We start from the raw sequence: 17,754 nt of genomic DNA, 5'->3' as shown, positions 1-17,754 counted from the left end.
GCTCTTAGAAATTAAGCGCGTCAATATCTGCGGCACTCATGCCACGCACCCGCTGCGTTTGCTCTTTTTGCGCAAGAACTGCCAAAGAAGGATCAGACTCAAGTAACAACTGCAGCAACGTAACCCCTGGTGCGATCGCATCCAAATAGCGCAACACCTGCCCCATGGCTAGCCCAGGGTCGCCGTGCTCAAGCCTATACGCCGTATTACGCGAAATACCTGCACGGAGTGCTGCATCTGCCTGCTTCACACCCCGCGCTGCACGCAAACGCACCAAAGCGCCGCCTATTTGCTGCGCTTGCAGTGACTGAGCTGGCGATAAAACTTCGGCCTGAGTGATTTTCATGATCGTTAAATCATACCTTAAATTACATAAAGATTGATTTAACGATCATTCATTAACCGTATTGCTTACCCACCCACTGGCGATACGCCCCGCTCGTTACCCCCTCTACCCATGCTTGGTTGGCCAAATACCACTGCACCGTTTTGCGAATGCCCGTCTCAAACGTTTCTTGGGGCTTCCAGCCCAGCTCGCGTTCAATCTTGCGGGCGTCAATGGCGTAGCGCCGGTCGTGGCCGGGGCGGTCTTTGACGTAGGTAATTTGCTCGGCATAGTGCTTGCCATCTGCACGGGGCTTTAGCTCGTCCAGCACGGCGCACAAGGTGTTGACCACTTCAAGGTTGGGCTTTTCGTTCCAGCCGCCAATGTTGTAGGTCTCGCCTACTTTGCCTGCTTCTAACACGCGGGCAATGGCGCGGCAGTGGTCTTGCACATACAACCAATCGCGCACTTGCTGGCCATCGCCATAGATGGGCAGGGACTTGCCAGCCAAGGCGTTGAGCAACACTAATGGAATGAGCTTTTCTGGAAAGTGATACGGCCCATAGTTGTTGCTGCAATTGGTGGTCAGCACTGGCAAGCCATAGGTGTGGTGCCATGCGCGCACCAGGTGGTCGCTGGCAGCCTTGCTGGCTGAGTACGGGCTGTTGGGCTCGTAGGTTTTGGTCTCGGCAAACGGCGGGTCGGTAGGCAGCAAAGTGCCATACACCTCGTCGGTCGACACATGCAAAAAGCGGAAAGCTGCCTTTTCAGCTTCGGGTAATTCTTGCCAATAAGCGCGCACGCTTTCTAGCAAATTGAACGTGCCCACCACATTGGTTTCAATAAAGTCACCAGGGCCATGGATAGATCGGTCCACATGGCTTTCTGCGGCAAAGTTCAATACCGCCCGTGGCTTGTGCTCAGCCAACAGCTTGGACACCAAGGCACGGTCGCCAATATCGCCCTGCACAAACACATGACGCTTATCGCCTTCTAGGCCTTTTAAGTTGTCTAAGTTGCCTGCGTAGGTGAGCTTGTCTAGGTTCACCACGGGCTCAATTGACGACGACAACCATGTGTGAACAAAATTACTGCCAATAAAACCGGCGCAGCCTGTGACAAGAATGGTCATTTGCTATTTCCTAATTTAAAGAGTTTGTGTTGGTGGCTTGGCCAATCCAAGCGACTTAGGAGCCAAAAAGACCAACAAAATCAACAGGGTGAAATGCCCCTCCTCCATATCAATCATCATGGAGTTGGTGGTGATGCTGAGCATGAACAAAAACACAAACATCACCAGCCCAATGCGTTGCACCTCGTCTGTTTTGCCCCATGCCACACGGCAGGCTTGGGCGAAGATGGCCAAATACAAAGCCAAGCCCACCACGCCTTTGGTGGCCAGCATATACAGGTACTCGTTATGTGGATTACCCCAGTTATAAGTAGCCCAAGACTGCGGCGTTACCTCTAGCGCTGTGGCGGCCGCCTGATAAGCCTGCGGAAAAGCAATACTGCCCACACCAATCCACCAATTGCTGGCCTTAATTGCTTCCCACGCAGTGGCGGCATACTGCATGCGCAACGAAACAGCACCAAACACTGCAGCCGATCGCTCTTGCGGGGTCATGGCTAGATATTGGCCAAACTCAACGACAGCCAAGGCCATGCGTCGGTGCACCACATCCGACGTGGCCACTACACCAATGACACCCGCCACGGCCAGCAACAGCAACCATTTGTATTTACCCACAAACAAACGCTTGGCATTTAACAGCCCCCAAACCCCAAAGCCTGCAGCCAAAAGCAGCCAACCTGTGCGGCGCTCGCTGGCCAAGAACAAAGAAGCCACCAGCAAAACCAAGGGCACAGCCACACGCCACGCCAACTGCGGGCGCACCAGCCACATTTGAGCCAGCACAAACACCAAGCCCACCAGCGCCTGCCCATACATATGCGACATGTGCGACATACGCATGTGCCCTGTTGTGAAATATTCACCTTGCGCCACATAGCCCGTTAGCGTGAGCAGCAAGTTCAAGCTACCCAACACCAACACACTGCCAGCAAATGCCCAAAACGCCACACGCGCCACGCGTGGGTTAACAAACACCGCCCACAGCACCAATACAAACCCAAGTGTGCGCAAGTCATGCAGCAACTCTTTCAGCGCAGCACCCAAACCAAAACCCGCCAACACATTGGTGCACACATCCCACACGCACAGGACCAACACCAAGCCCAAAAACAGCTTGGCATCGGGCTCTATCACTTGCTTTGTTTTCAAAAAATCACGCCAAGCAAAAGGGGCCAACAACACCAGCCCCAACACCGCAATATTGGTAAAAGCCACCGAGGTGAATACGGCCATACCCAATAAACAAACCATACCCATCGCTATTTGCGCATGGCGCGGTGTTTGAGGCATTGCTGTGGCTGCTACTGTGTGCGTCATGGTGATGTGGTGTTGGTTGGGTTGTTTGCCAAATGTACCCAGTCCACCACATCGCCCTCGGGCTGGTAGCCAGGCACGAGGCCTTTAAGCAAGGTGCGAATCAGCGGTACATCGTTGGCGTCTAGCGCTAGGCCCAAGGCTGCCAACTTGCTTTGCAGTTCGCCCCAAGGTAAAAAGTCTTCATGCGCTTTCATGATGCGGGCGTGGCTAGTGGGCAGCGGGTTGTCGCCAATCAACAGCTCTTCATACAGCTTTTCGCCGGGGCGCAAACCTGTCACTTGTATTTCTATGTCGCCATTTAGGTTGGCATCATCTCTTACCGTCAAACCCGACAACTCGACCATGCGCTTTGCAAGGTCAATAATTTTGACGGGCTCGCCCATGTCCAACACAAACACATCGCCACCGCTGGCCATCGCACCAGCCTGAATCACTAGCTGCGCAGCCTCTGGGATGGTCATGAAATAGCGGGTAATACGCTCGTCCGTCAGAGTAATTGGGCCACCGTCTTTGATTTGCTTGCGAAACAGTGGCACCACCGAGCCCGATGAGCCCAACACGTTGCCAAACCTCACCATGCTAAAACACGTTTTGCCACCGACCTCGGACATGGCCAAAGCCTGAGCCTGCAACACCATTTCGGCCAGTCGCTTGCTGGTGCCCATCACATTGGTGGGGCGCACCGCTTTGTCGGTGCTGATCAGCACAAAGTCACGCACCCCGTGCGTGGCTGCCAACTGCGCTGTATTTAAGGTACCCAGCACATTATTCTTTATGCCCTCTGCGGGGTTGTGCTCGACCAGTGGCACATGCTTGTAGGCTGCTGCGTGGTACACCGTATGCGGCTTCCATGTTCGCAATATTTCCTCCATGCGCGATGCATCACGCACATTGGCCAGCAATGGCAACAATCGAACATCGCCCATGCACGCGTCTGAAACCAAGCTTTGCAGCTCATGCTCTACGGCATAAAGCGCAAACTCAGTCAGCTCAACCAGCAGTAGCACTGCAGGCCTAGCCTTCAAAATTTGCCGACATAACTCTGAGCCAATCGAGCCACCGGCCCCCGTCACCATCACCACCTTTCCCGTGATGTTCTTGGCCAGCATCAGCTGGTTGGGAGGCACGGGGTTGCGGCCCAGTAAGTCTTCAATGTCTAGCTCTTTCAGGTCAGACACCTGCACCTTACCCTGGGCCAGCTCCAGCACACCAGGCAAGGTCCGCACCTGCACATGGGCCGAGCGCACAAGTTCTAATATTTCGTTACGCCGCCCACGTGATGCGGACGGTAGCGCCAAAAACACCTGCGTGACACGCAGCTTGGCCACCAAGGCCGCGATTGCTGCTGGGTCGTAGATTTTTAGACCATTCAGCACCTGTCCATGCAAGCGGTCATCGTCATCTAGCAAGCCCACCACCACCAGCTCGGGGCTGGTTTTGAGGGCCGCCGCCAATTGCCGCCCTGCCGAGCCTGCGCCATAAATCAACACTCGCGGCAAACGCTCGCGATGAACGATGCCCAAATAAATGCCACCCAACCAATAACGCACAAACGCACGCGACAGCGTGATGCCAAGCAACAACAACAATGGCTGCAAAACGCCCACAGTGCGCGGCACCCCAGGCACGCCGATCACAGCAAATGCAAAGCAATAAAGCACGGCATGAAGCGCCACAGCTTTTAGCACCGTCGTCAAAGCTGGCAAGCCCGCATAGCGGAAGATGGCGCGGTAAAGACCAAACACAATAAACACGGGCAAAGCAAAAGCAACCGCCCCTACAAAGGCAATGAAGTGCGCATGTGACCAAGACGTCCATGCCTCTAAACGCAAGTTAAACGCCATCCAAACTGTGATGGCGCAAATAAATGCATCCGCGCCCAAGGCCAACGCCCGCTTAACAGGGCGTGGCAGCATTAACAGGAGGTTAGTCAAATAATCAGTTTTCATTTGAAACCGTCAATGCAAACAGCATGCTTCACAGTGACTCACCGGGCTTTAGCACACTGCCTGCAGCCACCTGCACACCATAACCAATGGCCGAGCCAGCTTGCATCCAAGCCAAAGCACCCAAAACACTACCCCCTGCCATGCAGGCATTGACGCCCAAATGGCCAAAGTCATGCACTTGCGTATGGTGGTCAACCACGGCACCGCAATTGACGATTGCCCCTTGGCCCAATATTGCCTCCGTGCCCACAATAGCACCCGCCATCACTGCCACGCCAACGCCCAATTGCGCACGGGGCGACACCATAGCACGGGGGTGAATAACACTCGCGATCACAAACCCTGCCGTCTGCAACTGTGCAAATAATTTTTGTCGAATTACGTTGTTGCCAATGGCCACCAATGCATGCGTAGCTTGATCCGTGTAGCTAGCAAATGCAGTGGCAGGCCCCAAAACAGGCAAACCCCACACAGCATCACCACGGGCAAATGCCCCATCATCGGCAAATCCAACCAAACTGAACTGGTCCGCCATTAAGACTGCTTCGGCGACAGATCGGCCGTGCCCTCCCGCGCCAACAATCAACAAGCGTGGCTTACCTAACATCGGCAAAGCATTTGTCAATGCGACACACCATCGCGCCGAACCACCTTCACAAAGGTCAGCCACAAAATTGAAATGTCAAACCAGAGACTCTGCTTTTCTATATATTCAGCATCCAGCGCTACCTTTTGAGGAATAGGCAACTCATCACGCCCATTCACTTGCGCCCATCCCGTCAAACCTGGCACAAGCTTGTGCACGCCTTGCTCTGTACGCAAAGCGATCAAATCATCTTGGTTAAACAATGCTGGACGAGGCCCAACAAAACTCATGTCGCCTACCAAAATGCTCCACAGTTGAGGCAATTCGTCTAGGCTGCTCTTACGCAAAAAAGATCCAATCGGCGTCAGGTGTGCTTTAGGGTCGACCAGTAAGTGCGTGGCGACTGCTGGCGTCCCCACTCGCATGCTGCGGAACTTGGGCATTTTGAAAATTTCATTATTGCGACCCACTCGGTCAGACCAATACAAAGCTGGCCCGGCAGATGTCAAACGCACTAATATCGCGACCACCACCACAGGCACTAACAACAATGCGGCAGCTACCAAACCTAAAATAAAATCGAATAACCGTTTCACCGTTTTAAACCCTCAACAGCTTTCTTTAAACCTTGGTCCAGCGTCAGGGGTGGTACCCAGCCCAGCATGCTGCGTGTCTTGTCTATGTTGACTTGCAACGAACCACAAAGCCGTTGAGCCATCGCCCGCTTACCCAGCAAGGATGCAACCACCTCAAGCCAAGAAGCAGGGACAGGCAGAAACAAAGCCCTCTTGCCCATCGCCCGTGCCGTGCGACGCAACAGTTCGGTGGTAGACACATCTTCCCCGTCTGATACCAAAAAGGTTTGTCCGGCAGCCGCCGGATGCTTCAAGCAAGTCACCAACAAGTCAACTAGATTGCCCAGCGCCACCATGCTGCGGGCGTTATGGATGCACCCCAAAGGCAAGGGAATACCTCGCGACACCCAACGCATCATGGACGCAAAATTGGCTTTCACTCCTAGGCCGTAGACCAGAGGGGGGCGAACGATCACCACACGCATGCCTGTTTGCGCTTCAATCACCCGCAAACCCTGCTCGGCCTCCTGCTTAGACACTCCATAGGGGTCCAAAGGCGAAGGTACATCATCTGCAGTGAAGGGTTGGCCAAGCTGAGTGGCCTCGCCATTCACTTTGATAGAACTGACGAACACAAATCGGCAGACCCCTGCCTCGGCCGCCTGGCGGGCTAGGTTGAGCGTGCCATGCACGTTTACCTCACGATACACCTGCAACGGGTCCGTCGAGTCGTCCTGCATCACATGGACACGGGCTGCGCAATGCACAACTGCTTGCACCCTGTTCAAGGCCACAGTCCAGTCGGTTGTGGAGGTTAAGTCGTCAATCTGGTGGTATTGAGCACCCTTATGTTCAGCAGACAGACAGCTTCTCGCGCTGGCCCTAACCTCCAGGCCATCATTCAAAAGCCGCTTGATAAGTGCCGACCCGACAAAGCCAGAGCTACCGGTGACCAGTATCAAGACTTACTCCGTTGGTCAGTTGACTTTGCGGCACCATTGCACAAACCGCCAATCAAGCCCTCAAGACAGCTGATCAACGTGTCCCGAGCAAACTCACGCTCACTCAGTTCACGGCCTTTGCGACCCATTTCTTGTCGCTCTTGAGGTGTGGTTTGTGACAACTGCAGCACTGCTTTGGCCAAACCTTCATGATCGCCAGCCCGACAAGTGATACCGGAACCGGATTCACGAACGACATGAGCCCCCTCACCATTCAGCATGGCAAGCACAGGAATACCAGCCGAAAAATAGGTCTGGAGCTTGCTTGGTATCGTCATTGCAAATATGGGTTCATCTTTCAAACTCACCAGCAAGGCATCTGCATGTTTAAAAAAAGAAGACATGCGTTCAGAGGGAAACCGACCCAGCATCAAAACTTGGTCCTGCAACCCACGCTTCTTGATTTCTTCTGCAACCCAACTGGCCATCCGGCCATCGCCAACGATCAGCCAACGGACTGCATGTCCCTTAAGGGTCTCGGCAGCAGCAAGAATGGCGGGAAAATCCTGTGCATCGCCGATATTCCCCGCAAACATCACACTGAAGCAACTAGGGTCTGAGGGCACCTCAGGTGCTGGGATCAGCTCGTCAGAAGTAAGCACTTTATCTGACCAATTCGGGAAATAAAGTACACGTTTATTTGTAGGTGCATATTTCAAGATCTGCGGAATAAAGCTTTTAGACTGCGCGAGGATGACATCACAGCGCTTGTAAATAAACGCAACTAATTTACCCACTGCCGATAAAAGCATTGGTGACTTGACGACCCCTACGGCCTTTAGAGTTTCTGGCCATAAATCCTGAACCCAGAATAGTAATGGTGCGCTCTTAACAAACCGCGTTGCCACTGCAGGCAAGCCGACTGTAATGGGTGATGGTTCATAGGCAAAGATCGCATCGTACTGCTGACCACGCAGCTTCCAAATGCCAACTGTTGATGCACTTAGAGCGAACGAAATGTAGTTCAGCAACAAGCGCAAGCCGCCTTTTCCTCTTGGCAACATTGGCACGCGGTAAACTTTCGCGCCTTCGTAATGATCAAAATGCCTTGAATCCGACAAGAATGCAGGGAAAACTTGCCCATCGGGATAATTAGGCACACCAGTTATCACAGTCACTTGATATCCACGTTGAACTAATTCACCGACCAAGTCATTAATTCGAAAATTTTCCGGCCAAAAGTATTGGGTTACAACAAGAAGACGTATCGGCACTCCCATCAATACTTCTTCCACACAACACGGTTCACATAGTCGGTATAGCTGTGAATGATGCGCACCACCTTGTCGCTCACATTCGGCATGCTGTAGTCGGCCACTTGTCGCAGCAACCGAGATGTGCCGCGAGGCTGATTTTCAAGAATGGCCAGGCCCTGCATGACTCGATCAACATCCAGGCCGACCATCATTACCGAAGCTTCCTCAAAAGCCTCATGTCGCTCCTGTGTTTCACGCAGATTCAACGCCGGGAAGTTCATAATAGAAGACTCCTCACTGATGGTGCCACTGTCGGACAATACGGCTTTGGCCGAGCGCTGCAAGCTCACGTAATCCGAAAAGCCCAAGGGCTTCATCAAACGGACGTTTTCATGAAATGTCACGCCCATCGCCTGAACACGCTTTAGCGTGCGAGGATGCGTTGAAACAATAACGGGCAATTGATAATGAGAAGCTACTGTATTAAGCACATGCACAAGCCGCGAAAAACTGACATCTGAATCAACATTCTCCTCGCGGTGAGAGCTGACCACAAAATATTTGCCCGCCTCTAGCCCCAGATTTTCTAAAGCCATCGAGCGATCTATGCTGTCCCCGTAATGCTCAAGCACCTCAGCCATAGGACTGCCAGTCTTAATGACCAGGTCAGAAGGCAATCCCTCCCGCAGAAGGCATTCGCGAGCAATATCGCTGTATGTAAGATTGACATCCGACGTATGGTCAACGATGCGTCGATTGGTTTCTTCTGGCACCCGCATATCGAAGCAACGATTACCAGCTTCCATATGGAAAATCGGGATCTTCCGCCGTTTAGCAGGTATCACAGCCAAACAACTATTGGTGTCACCCAGAACCAGTAAAGCATCAGGCTTTTCAGAGACCAGGAACTGGTCAATATTTGCAATCACGTTGCCAATGGTCTCTGCTGCTGTTGCACCTGCGGCATTGAGGAAGTGATCAGGGTTTCTGATGCTTAAATCTTCGAAAAAAATCTGATTTAACTCGTAATCATAGTTTTGGCCCGTATGCACGATCACATGCTCACAATACTGATCTAGCTTAGCCATAACCCTGGATAGGCGAATGATCTCCGGTCGAGTACCTACAACGGTCATTACTTTGAGTTTTTTCATTGCAGTATTCAAAATTCTTTAGGTTGATTTATTCTTCAGGCTCAATGTTCTCGCCTTTGACCAGCGCTTGAATGAAACGCAACTTCATCAGTAATTCGCGCATACCATCCACATCGAGTCGTATGGTGTTGTGCGAGTTGTAATCCGTGGCCTCTGAAATTTTTACTTCACCTTGCTCCACAAATTTGCCATAGTTCAAATCACGCAAATCAGGCGGAACGCGATAATAACCACCTAAGTCCTCGGCAGCGACCATTTCTTCACGGCTCAAAAGAGCTTCGTACAACTTCTCACCATGGCGGGTACCAATGACATTGATGGGATGCTCTGGCACACCCAACAAACCTGTTAAGGCTTTGGCAAGAACTTCGATGGTTGCTGCCGGTGCTTTTTGTACAAAAATTTCACCAGGACTTCCGTTTTTGAAGGCGTACAAAACCAGATCTACAGCATCATCCAAAGTCATCATGAACCGTGTCATGTTGGGATCTGTGATCGTGATGGATTGACCTGTGCGGATTTGGTTAGTGAACAGGGGAATCACTGAACCACGCGAGGCCATGACGTTGCCATAGCGCGTGGTGCAAATAACGGTACTGGTCGAAGAACGCGATTTGGCGACGATCACCTTCTCCATCATCGCCTTACTGATGCCCATCGCATTGATGGGATAGACCGCCTTGTCTGTACTCAAGCAAACCACGCGCTGAACGCCGCAATTGATCGCAGCCTCCAGTACATTTTCTGTACCAAGCACATTGGTTTTCACCGCCTCCATGGGGTGAAATTCGCACGATGGTACTTGCTTCAAAGCAGCCGCATGGTAGATGAAATCAACACCGCGAACAGCGTTCAAAACAGATTGATAGTCTCTGACATCACCAATGTAAAACTTCAACTTAACATTGTTGAACTTTTTTCGCATGTCGTCTTGTTTCTTTTCATCGCGACTTAGGATGCGAATTTCATGCAGATCAGAATCCAAAAATCTTCTGAGTACTGCATTACCAAAAGAACCAGTACCTCCGGTGATCAGCAGTGTCTTGTTTGCAAACATATCTGGTTTCCGTTTATTTATTTGAATTGATGCATGCGATAGATCAGTTCAGGCCAAGGCTCTGGTTGAAAACCAGTAGCTAATCTGAATCGGTCTGAGTTCAATGACCGATCAATCTTAAAGTCATCTTTTGGGTGGATTGCAATTTCTTTGCCGTACTCTTTTGAGACCAATGAAAGCAAATCGAATTTATTAATAGGCTCCGCTGAGACGTGATATAGACCATGCAGATCTGGATTAGGAAGCAAATGGTCGTGAATGATCCGTGCAATCTCAACTGTTGGCAGGCCCGAGAAAATAGCATTTTTATAGCCTTGCACCGCACCGGTTTGCGACAAAAACCAATCGATCAAACTGCGGTTTCCTGCTAACTCATGCCCAATGATGGATGTGCGCAGTGTGATGGCATTTGGATAGTCAACCTCGCCCAGCAACTTGCTTCGGCCATAAAGGTCGTAGGCATCGGGTAAATCTGACTCAACATAATTTCCCTTGGCTCCAGAGAAAACACAGTCTGTGCTCATGTGTACCAAACGTGCTCCAGCTACCTCACATAGTCGTGCCAACCGATGAGGCAGTAGTGCATTTATGGGAATAGCCGCTAATGGGTCATCTGCCTCTGCCAACTGTTTGACCAGTCCGACACAGTTGATGACAACATCCGGATGTACGACGGCAAATAAATGCGTCAGACTATCAATATTTTCTACATCGACGCCCGTAAAGATATTCGGATGTAAGTCAATCGGAAGCAATTGCCGTACAGCAGATGATCGGACAGACCCGAAAACCTGATACCCTTTGCTTTGAGTGAACAGCCGTAGCACGGCATTACCCAGCATTCCGGTAGCACCCAAAACTAATAACCGTATAGGCTTGCTGATCGTCACTTTAACTTCCTATTTCAAAACCTAAAAAAAATTGATTGATACTACTCAGCATCATGAATATCCATTATTTAACTAGTCCAATGATTTCCCCCCAAGTCGCCCGCGAAGTGCTTATCCAGTCGAATTCCTCACTGCGCCGCGCGGCAGCTCTGGCGAGCGCCTTGCTAATATTCTCGTTCTCTAATACCTGAATCAAGGCTTCACAAATACTTTTAGGATCAGTGGGCGAAAAATAACTCACCGCATTAGCCCCAAACTCGGGCATTGGCATCACATCTGACGACAAGACGGGTCTCCCGGCACCCAATGCCTCTAGCAATATATTAGGGCAGTTCTCGCATGAAGATGCAAACAGATTTACTTTAGCATGGTGATATGCTGCAGGTAAATCGCCATAGTCGATTGGCCCAACAACCAGTATTTGATCTTCAAGCCCTTTCTGTCGCGCTAAATCTTTGACTCGACGTACCAAAACCTCATCCAACTCACCAACCAACAGAAGCTTATAGCCGCTGGATAGTACCTGCGGCATGGCAGCAAAACCCTCTACAACCTCTAATTGATGTTTGTATACATCGAAACGGGATACGTAAAGCAAATACTCGCCGATTGGCAACCAACTTGGTCGCAACAATTTTTGTGAATGCGTTCGGAATATATTATTAATGCCGTGAGGGATTGTTACAGGATTACGTATGTGCGTTAAGTCTTTAATTATGCTCCGCGCATAGTCGGATATAAAGATAGTCAGATCTGCGGTTGCCATACTGCGCAGCATGATCTGCTTCAGAATGACATTGCGAAGTTTCTGCAGACCTAGTGGAACTCGTGCGAGAGCGACTGGATCGAACGGAATCATGTTGCGAAACATCGTTACTGTCTTGCAGCCAGAGGGGACACACGATGTGATTATTCCACCAGGGCAAAACAAAATTTGTGCGTTCTCTTTAACGAGGATACGCGGCAAGACGAATTTCTCCCATAAAGTACGTAATATTGGATTATCAGTCGGCCAATTCGTACTACCACGTCGAATTTGGTGGCTATCAGGTAGGCATAATGAATCCGGCGCATAAATCAGAATACTTAAGTCTGGATACTCAGGCAGATGGGCCAATAGGTTCTTTAAATAGGTCTGTCCACCGCCAAGGCGTGCAGACAACGCATTTATGACAATTTTCATTTAGAAATTTCTTTGCAGTAGATCATTCCGATTGAAACTGAGAACGATAGAATTGGAGCATTACCAAAACACTCCAAAGGGCCGTGTGGGCCTGCAATTGATTTGCTTGGTGCGCATTCCATAACGTCCTAACTGCCTGAGCATCAAGCTCCAAGGCATCGAATGCTTGATCGTCTTTTAATAAAGACTCTCCCCAAAGACGCAAACCGCCCCTTAACCACTGGGCCATAGGCACACCAAAACCCATTTTTGGTCGATCTAGTATTTCACGCGGCACATGTCGATATGCGAGTTTACGCAGCAAGTACTTATTTATACCGCCACGCAACTTCCATTCAAGAGGTAATTTGGCAGCCCATTCAATGATCGTATGGTCGAGCAGAGGATCTCGGGCCTCGAGAGAAAAAGCCATTGATCCGACGTCCACTTTTTGCAGATAGTCATCCGGCAATGTGTAAGCCATATCGAGTCGCATACCTATCTCTGCGTAGGATAATCCGACAGGGAAAAGAGCAGCTCGCTCTGCAAAAAGCTGACTCAATGACTTCGTTGAAGTCAAAAGAGAGGGTTTCATAATATGAGTTGCATCTTTGATTACGCCTCGCATAAAGGCATATGCCGGTGCCGGATTGTCGCTTTCGAGAACCCTAGCAAGCCAACGCACTCGCTGCGCAGGCGCGTGTTTTAGTATTGAACCAACAAAATTTCGCAGCGCCGCAGGCAGGCGATGTACCTGTTGCAAACCAGCCATCATTCGATAATAGTGGTAACCCCCAAAAGCCTCATCCCCGCCATCACCAGACAAACTCACTGCAACAGATCGTTTTGCAAGTCGAGAAACGGCCATTACAGGAAATGCAGAGTAATCAAAGAATGGCTCATCATATTGCTTGATGAACGTAGGCATTAATTTAAGAAGATCGTCAACTGCAAGCATTTCACATGTATGTGCAGTACCCAGATGAGCCGCAACGGATGCTGCATAGCTACTCTCATCAAACGCCTGATCTTGGAATCCAATAGTGAACGTCCTGACCGGCTCTGAGCTATGCTTCATCATATATGCAGCCACTACTGTACTATCAATACCGCCAGATAGAAATGCACCTAGGGGGACATCACTCACCATACGTAATCTCACAGAATCATTGATAAGCGAATCAAGCTCCTCGAGTAAAGAATCTTCGTTAACACCAACTATTGATTTATCAGTATCGACACTATCAATAGACCAATATTTCGTCTGACTAATGCCTTGACTTGTTACGGTCAGGTAGCATCCTGGCTCAAGCTTTTTAACTCCTTTAAATATTGAATAAGGTGCGGGAACATATCCAGCCTCCATAAAATATCTTAAAGCTTGTTTATCAATGCCTCTATTAAGCCCCGGAACTAATGCGCACAATGCTTGCGGTCGTGAAGCAAATGCAAACCCCTTGTCAATGGACGCATAATACAGCGGCTTAACACCCAATCGATCTCGTGCAATAAAAAGTTCAGCCTTGTATTTATCCCAGATTGCCAGAGAAAACATGCCGCGAAAACTATCTAACGCTTTCGGTCCAAATTTTGCAAAATATGCAAGAACGACCTCAGTATCCGAATTCGAATTAAACGGGTAATCCCCCTCAATACCTTTTCTAAGTTCTTTATAATTAAAAATTTCACCATTAAAAACAACTATATATCGGCCGCAAGATGATTGCATAGGCTGCGCAGCAAACTCAGACAAGTCAATAATTGATAAACGTCTATGCAGTAACACGACGCCACCTTCACGCCAGAGGCCTTCACCATCAGGCCCACGAACATCCATAAAACTCGAAGCCAACTTGAAAGCAGCTGTCGAATACTCAATTCCAACTGTACCAGCTATTCCACACATATTTCCAACTCCTCCAGCTTGCTGCAGATGTATACTATAATTTAGTCTTAAAAAACATTGACCTGAAAACAAGCACCAAACGTAGCAACTTATACATAATTAAAAGTTGCAAGGATAAATATAAATTATCCACAAAATAATCTGTCAATCCAATCATCGGATAAGATGCGAGCAAGAGGATGTAAATTAACTGAAATACAGGGTTACTCAATTGCATCCTGTAGAAAAACGCTACCACCAAGGTTTTGGCAATTAAAAATATTAAAATTCCGTATCCAAAATAATTAAAGTACAATCCATATGCTGAAAAGGTGTTGATTTCCATATCCCCTGGAATCACAACATAGGGATCAATAATATATTCATGCCAAGCATCAGAACCCATCGATGAAATTAGAGCTTCAAATGACCGCCAATATAATTGAATGTCGTTATTGTATATATGTTCAAACGAAAGAAACCCCGCTATAGAATAACCAAAAAACCAAAGCAGCCCCGTCGAAAATGTACCAAATGTCAAGGGGACGTCCAACCTAAAGACAGGCATCGACATACTAAACAACACAATAGTAACTATACTAAAAAAAAATAACTTTATAACAGGGAAACCTTTTTTGCACATTTGAATAAAAAAAACTGAGAGCAGTATAAAGAATGCAAATGAACGCCCCCCCTCACTTAATTGAGCAATTACAACTATACAAATCGAAAACTTCGAATAAATACTTAACTTATTTTCAAAATAAGTCAAAATTAACACGAGTATTGATGCAATCTTCAGCAAAAAAAATACAAAATATCCAAACTGGCTCCCCTGCCCCTCCAGCATTTTAACCCTTGATTCGAGTAAATATGCAGAGGCTCCAGAATGGGAAACTCCAATAATTAATTCATAAATAGGATATATTACAACTGGCGAAATCAAAAAAAGTAAAAATTTCACAAGCCCGACGAGACTCTCAGCATCTACATCGCAATAGGCCACTCGTGGCCCAGATAGTAAAAATACACACAAAAATATCTCAAATGAAAAAAAAGATATTATTGTTAAAAAGTATTCAAAATTAGCGCTAAATAAAATTACAAGCGGCACAGTCGGCATTAATATACCTATAAGCCAAAAGTATGGCTTGTCGGCATTTCTAAAAATGCTTAGCATTTATCAAAACCTATTAAATCTTTAGCGCGCCATTGCTCAACATACTTTTGCGCGACTTTTAAATGAGAGTGGTGATCTTCGCAATATTTTCGCGATTCTTCCCCAAGAAACTCTATATCCGATCTACGCTCCAATAATGCTTCAATCTTTTGAATAAGATCATATGAGTCTGGAATTATATTTATAACTGGTGATTTTTGGATTTTAAAACAGTCTAAAGACTCCCTTTCGGCCCCTCCCATAACGACTTTCCCCATCGCAAGAGCATAAATTCCACTTATACCGAGAGAATATGAACTAGTTTGATCAATTACAACATTTGCTCTTTCCATTAGGGTGAGATATTCAGCCAATGGCATATGACCTTTAATTATCAACTCCAAGTCATTTGGATATTTTTTTCCTAAATATTCAAAAGCACTTTCTACGTATTTTGTACCTTTAAATCCATACCGATTAAGTCCATGAAAAACAACTAATTTATTTTTTACTATATTTGGCCTGAAGTTGACAAGCGATAAATTTATTGGGATAGGTATAGCAGGCCGGAGATTCTTTCTCCCCTCATACCCAATCTGATAGTCATACATTATCGGTATGATTCCTTTTGCTTTGTTAGCAATATATTCATTAAATTTGAACGCATGATCGCTAGACATAAAGAAGTTTTTAGCCTTTATATCAAACTCAAGAAAATCATTAAAGGGGCCGTATTTTAGTTTTGCCCGTGCGACCCTCCAGTAATAAGCATCATCGCCAGCAGCAAGCAAAAAAAAGGAGTCGTTGCCTTCAACTACTTCGCTGTAAAACCTTCTATTCGGTATAAATCTATTATAAAAAATGAATGGATTAATTAACTGAACTACCTCAAACCCTTTCAATTTTTTCAACGATTGAAAGGGTTTTGCTAAACTTTTGATCTTACCAGAAAGACCCGATCCAGATGACCTTAAATCAATATCCCTAGGGACATTTTTCCAGCCATCTCCGGCAGATGCCACTACAGGACTGTGCCCAAGCTCAATCAATCCTTCTTTTAAATTTCTATGAAGGCCACTATATTCCCCCAACAATAATATTTTCATTCTTTTAATTTTTTTAAGTAAAACATTACAGCAGCAATCATTGCTCCCAAATATAACAAATAGGTTGCAGCATGAGCAATCACTACCCCCTCAATTCCAAAATAACTTGTGAGCACAAGTACAGTTATTACAAATAAAATTGAATGTGTTATTTCTGAAAATATAAATGTCTTATACATTGCCTTACCTAGAACTACATAAGACAATATCCAACTACTTATTTTTATAGTGTCGCCAATCATTTGCCATCCGAATAATTCACGCACAGGAATAAAGTCACGAGTAAATAGCAATTCAAGTAATATGTCACGTAAAAAATACATGCTTAAACTGCCCAATACTGCAACAGGCACGATTATTATGTAACTGACGAATATTTCTTTTTTAATTGCATCTTTTTTTTTCAGCTCAGACAGTCTAGGTAAATAGTAAACGCTTAACGTCGTCGTCAACAACAAAAGGTAAACGCCACTTAAGCGCCACATAGCTTCCCAATAACCAGCAGCCTGCCAGCCCAAAGTCTCGGCTAAATGATTGCGAATGAGGATGTGACTCAGAGGTATTGTCGCGGCTGATGTTAAGGCCATGGCTGCGTACTTGGCCATGTTCTGGCCTACTTCTTTATCTATACGACCAAATAAGTAGCTAATTCGAAACCAAGGAGTCTTGACACACAATGCCAAGGTGACAAAGAACGCCAAGGACTGGTAAATAGCAAAACCGATCAAAGCCCCCAACAAGCCCCATTGCACCACCATCACAGCGGTCACCAACAATGAAAACACACTTCCCGCAATATTAGCCACGACGTAGCGATTAATATCTTTTTTACCATTAATAATTGCCAACAACAATGTATTGAAGACAAACAAGACCAACGTGGCCGCAAACCAACCAAACACAGAGGCCAAGCTCTCATCGTTTAAAAACCACTGAGCTAATTCGGTCTTAAAGGCGAAGACCAACACACCAAGCAAGACCGAACCAGCCAGCGCGATAGTTCCCGACGTCTGCCAAACTGCGCGCTGCAGCGCCTCGTCTTCGTGATATTCAGCGGTGTATTTGGTCACTCCTGTGTTGATCGCGCCGCTGGCGAGGGTGCTGATCATTTGCACCGCGTTTTGGAACTGACCTAAGGCCGCGTAGCCCGCTGGCCCCACGTAAATAGCCAATATTTTATTGATGCCCAACAAGGTGAGCATCCGAACGCCCACCGCGATGGCGTTGAGCAAGCTGGTTTTGATGAGGGTCACAATG

Annotated in this window: 16 protein-coding genes; all 16 read right to left on the bottom strand. The window is 47.7% G+C overall.

From position 1 onward, the window contains the following. Positions 1 to 4 precede the first annotated feature (4 nt). Positions 5 to 346: a helix-turn-helix domain-containing protein gene (locus tag B9Z44_RS08665; RefSeq protein ID WP_108402196.1), complete on the bottom strand. Its 342-nt coding sequence runs from the start codon at positions 344 to 346 to the stop codon at positions 5 to 7. Positions 347 to 398: 52 nt separating this feature from the next. Further along, positions 399 to 1,457 (bottom strand): dTDP-glucose 4,6-dehydratase, encoded by a 1,059-nt coding sequence (gene rfbB / locus B9Z44_RS08660; RefSeq protein WP_108402195.1) that lies wholly within the window; start codon positions 1,455 to 1,457, stop codon positions 399 to 401. 15 nt (positions 1,458 to 1,472) lie between these two features. Then, the gene (locus tag B9Z44_RS08655) at positions 1,473 to 2,777 is read right to left on the bottom strand and encodes an O-antigen ligase family protein (RefSeq protein ID WP_108402194.1); all 1,305 of its coding nucleotides are present in this window, start codon (positions 2,775 to 2,777) and stop codon (positions 1,473 to 1,475) included. Further along, positions 2,774 to 4,726, bottom strand: a complete 1,953-nt coding sequence (locus B9Z44_RS08650) for a polysaccharide biosynthesis protein (protein ID WP_108402193.1) — start codon at positions 4,724 to 4,726, stop codon at positions 2,774 to 2,776. The genes B9Z44_RS08655 and B9Z44_RS08650 overlap by 4 nt, the downstream gene beginning before the upstream one ends. A 28-nt stretch (positions 4,727 to 4,754) precedes the next feature. Then, positions 4,755 to 5,333 carry a PglD-related sugar-binding protein gene (locus tag B9Z44_RS08645; RefSeq protein WP_108402192.1) on the bottom strand — a complete coding sequence of 193 codons (579 nt, stop codon included), beginning with the start codon at positions 5,331 to 5,333 and terminating at the stop codon, positions 4,755 to 4,757. 14 nt (positions 5,334 to 5,347) lie between these two features. Further along, positions 5,348 to 5,908, bottom strand: a complete 561-nt coding sequence (locus B9Z44_RS08640; RefSeq protein ID WP_108402191.1) for a sugar transferase — start codon at positions 5,906 to 5,908, stop codon at positions 5,348 to 5,350. Beyond that, positions 5,905 to 6,849 (bottom strand): UDP-glucose 4-epimerase family protein, encoded by a 945-nt coding sequence (locus B9Z44_RS08635; RefSeq protein WP_108402190.1) that lies wholly within the window; start codon positions 6,847 to 6,849, stop codon positions 5,905 to 5,907. Before B9Z44_RS08635 ends, B9Z44_RS08640 begins: the two co-directional genes overlap by 4 nt. After that, on the bottom strand, positions 6,846 to 8,123 hold the full coding sequence (locus B9Z44_RS08630) for a glycosyltransferase family 4 protein (RefSeq protein ID WP_245912790.1): 1,278 nt from the start codon (positions 8,121 to 8,123) through the stop codon (positions 6,846 to 6,848). Before B9Z44_RS08630 ends, B9Z44_RS08635 begins: the two co-directional genes overlap by 4 nt. Next, on the bottom strand, positions 8,108 to 9,238 hold the full coding sequence (wecB, locus tag B9Z44_RS08625; protein WP_108402189.1) for a non-hydrolyzing UDP-N-acetylglucosamine 2-epimerase: 1,131 nt from the start codon (positions 9,236 to 9,238) through the stop codon (positions 8,108 to 8,110). Before wecB ends, B9Z44_RS08630 begins: the two co-directional genes overlap by 16 nt. Positions 9,239 to 9,266: 28 nt before the next feature. Continuing rightward, positions 9,267 to 10,295, bottom strand: coding sequence for a polysaccharide biosynthesis protein (locus B9Z44_RS08620; protein WP_108402188.1), 1,029 nt, complete (start codon positions 10,293 to 10,295; stop codon positions 9,267 to 9,269). A gap of 17 nt (positions 10,296 to 10,312) precedes the next feature. Continuing rightward, positions 10,313 to 11,185 (bottom strand): dTDP-4-dehydrorhamnose reductase family protein, encoded by an 873-nt coding sequence (locus B9Z44_RS08615; RefSeq protein ID WP_281258801.1) that lies wholly within the window; start codon positions 11,183 to 11,185, stop codon positions 10,313 to 10,315. A gap of 64 nt (positions 11,186 to 11,249) precedes the next feature. After that, positions 11,250 to 12,368, bottom strand: coding sequence for a glycosyltransferase family 4 protein (locus tag B9Z44_RS08610; RefSeq protein ID WP_108402187.1), 1,119 nt, complete (start codon positions 12,366 to 12,368; stop codon positions 11,250 to 11,252). A gap of 22 nt (positions 12,369 to 12,390) precedes the next feature. Next, positions 12,391 to 14,325 carry an asparagine synthase (glutamine-hydrolyzing) gene (asnB, locus tag B9Z44_RS08605; RefSeq protein WP_146180600.1) on the bottom strand — a complete coding sequence of 645 codons (1,935 nt, stop codon included), beginning with the start codon at positions 14,323 to 14,325 and terminating at the stop codon, positions 12,391 to 12,393. Next, entirely contained in the window at positions 14,288 to 15,412 is a 1,125-nt protein-coding gene (locus B9Z44_RS08600; RefSeq protein WP_108402185.1) for an O-antigen polymerase, read from the bottom strand. Before B9Z44_RS08600 ends, asnB begins: the two co-directional genes overlap by 38 nt. Then, positions 15,406 to 16,497, bottom strand: a complete 1,092-nt coding sequence (locus tag B9Z44_RS08595) for a glycosyltransferase (protein WP_108402184.1) — start codon at positions 16,495 to 16,497, stop codon at positions 15,406 to 15,408. Before B9Z44_RS08595 ends, B9Z44_RS08600 begins: the two co-directional genes overlap by 7 nt. Continuing rightward, complete coding sequence (locus B9Z44_RS08590; protein ID WP_108402183.1) at positions 16,494 to 17,750, bottom strand: O-antigen translocase; 1,257 nt, start codon at positions 17,748 to 17,750, stop codon at positions 16,494 to 16,496. The genes B9Z44_RS08595 and B9Z44_RS08590 overlap by 4 nt, the downstream gene beginning before the upstream one ends. Positions 17,751 to 17,754: the final 4 nt, after the last annotated feature.

The sequence above is a fragment of the Limnohabitans curvus genome, from assembly GCF_003063475.1.
In the GTDB taxonomy this organism is placed as follows: domain Bacteria; phylum Pseudomonadota; class Gammaproteobacteria; order Burkholderiales; family Burkholderiaceae_C; genus Limnohabitans; species Limnohabitans curvus.
This window is presented reverse-complemented; position numbering and strand designations above follow the sequence as displayed.